General features: G+C 67.3%; 2 pseudogenes. Both read left to right on the top strand.

The window, feature by feature from the left end:
- Positions 1-233 precede the first annotated feature (233 nt).
- A pseudogene (locus tag ACIBPB_RS33645) lies at positions 234-344 on the top strand (helix-turn-helix domain-containing protein); the annotation flags it as partial.
- A 136-nt stretch (positions 345-480) separates the two neighbouring features.
- Positions 481-1,229: pseudogene (locus tag ACIBPB_RS33640) on the top strand (ABC transporter ATP-binding protein).
- Positions 1,230-1,321: the final 92 nt, after the last annotated feature.

The following is a 1,321-nucleotide window of genomic DNA, read 5'->3' as shown; positions in this document are numbered from 1 at the left end:
ATCGACCGCACGGCGGCCTCGGCGGCCAAACCCCCTACGAACGCCTCAAGCAGAAAACCACGACCCAGGCGTAAACGATCACCGTCGGTTGCACACGTCGGGACATCGTTGTCGGGACATCGTCGGCACGTCGTTGGCACGTCGTCGGCACGTCGGCACGTCGGCACGTCTGTCCGACTCCGGTTGATGCGTTGCACGGTGGCTTCACTTGATGGGTGACACTCCGCCGAGTGCTGGTGGAGTTGAGTGTGACCGGGCAGCGCTATCGCGCAGTGCTGGAAGTTGAAGCTGGCCTGTCCGTGACGGAGGTCGCCGAACGCTTCGGCGTCTCGCGCCGGTGGGTGTGATCACCGGCGTTCTCGGCGCCCCGTACCTCATCTATCTGCTCGTCCGCACGAACCGCGCGGGAGGCTCGCTGTGACCACCGACCATTCACTGGCGGTCGAGAAACTGACCGTCGGCTAGGGCGGCCGCGTCGTCATCGAATCACTCGATCTGCTCGTCCCGCCCGGCCGGATCACCGCGATCGTCGGTGCCACCGCGTGCGGGGAATCGACGCTGCTGCGGTCGATGTCGCGGCTACTCGCCCCGCGAACCGGCCACGTCATGCTGGACGGCCGCGAAGTACACAGGATGCCGGCCAAGGAGCTGGCCCGAACGCTCGGCCTGCTCCCCCAGTCACCGATCGCGCCCGAGGGCATCACCGTGGCCGACCTGGTCGGCCGGGGCCGCAACCCGCACCAACGCCTGCTGTCACGATGGAGCAGGGACGACGACCGGGCGGTGGCCGCCGCCCTCGACGCCACCCACATCGCCGACCTGGCCGACCGGTCGATCGACGAGCTCTCCGGGGGGCAGCGTCAACGGGTGTGGATCGCCATGGCGCTGGCCCAGCAGACCGAGCTGCTGCTACTCGACGAGCCGACCACCTTTCTCGACGTCAGCCACCAGGTCGAGGTGTTGGACCTGCTCACCGACCTGAACCTCACTCGCGGCACCACGATCGTGATGGTCCTGCACGATCTGAACATGGCGGCCCGCTACGCAGATCACCTCATCGCCCTCGCCGACGGCGGCCTGCACGCAGCAGGTGCGCCGACCGATGTGCTGACCGAGGACTGCGTCCGCGCCGTCTTCGGCCTGGACAGCCAGGTCATCCCGATCCGGTCTCCGGCAAGCCGCTGATGCTACCGATGGGCCGTCACCACATCCGGGCCGCGCAGTCGTAGTACTCCAGCCGCACTTCGCGGAGTCGTTGTCTTCGCTGGTAGTGGCTTGTTTTGGCTCTGAACTGGTGGCGGCGTCGCCACCATGACCATCG

The sequence above is a fragment of the Micromonospora sp. NPDC049836 genome (assembly GCF_044465125.1).
Taxonomy (GTDB): domain Bacteria; phylum Actinomycetota; class Actinomycetes; order Mycobacteriales; family Micromonosporaceae; genus Micromonospora.
The sequence above is the reverse complement of the archived record's forward strand: the minus strand, read 5'-3'. Positions and strand labels throughout refer to the sequence as shown.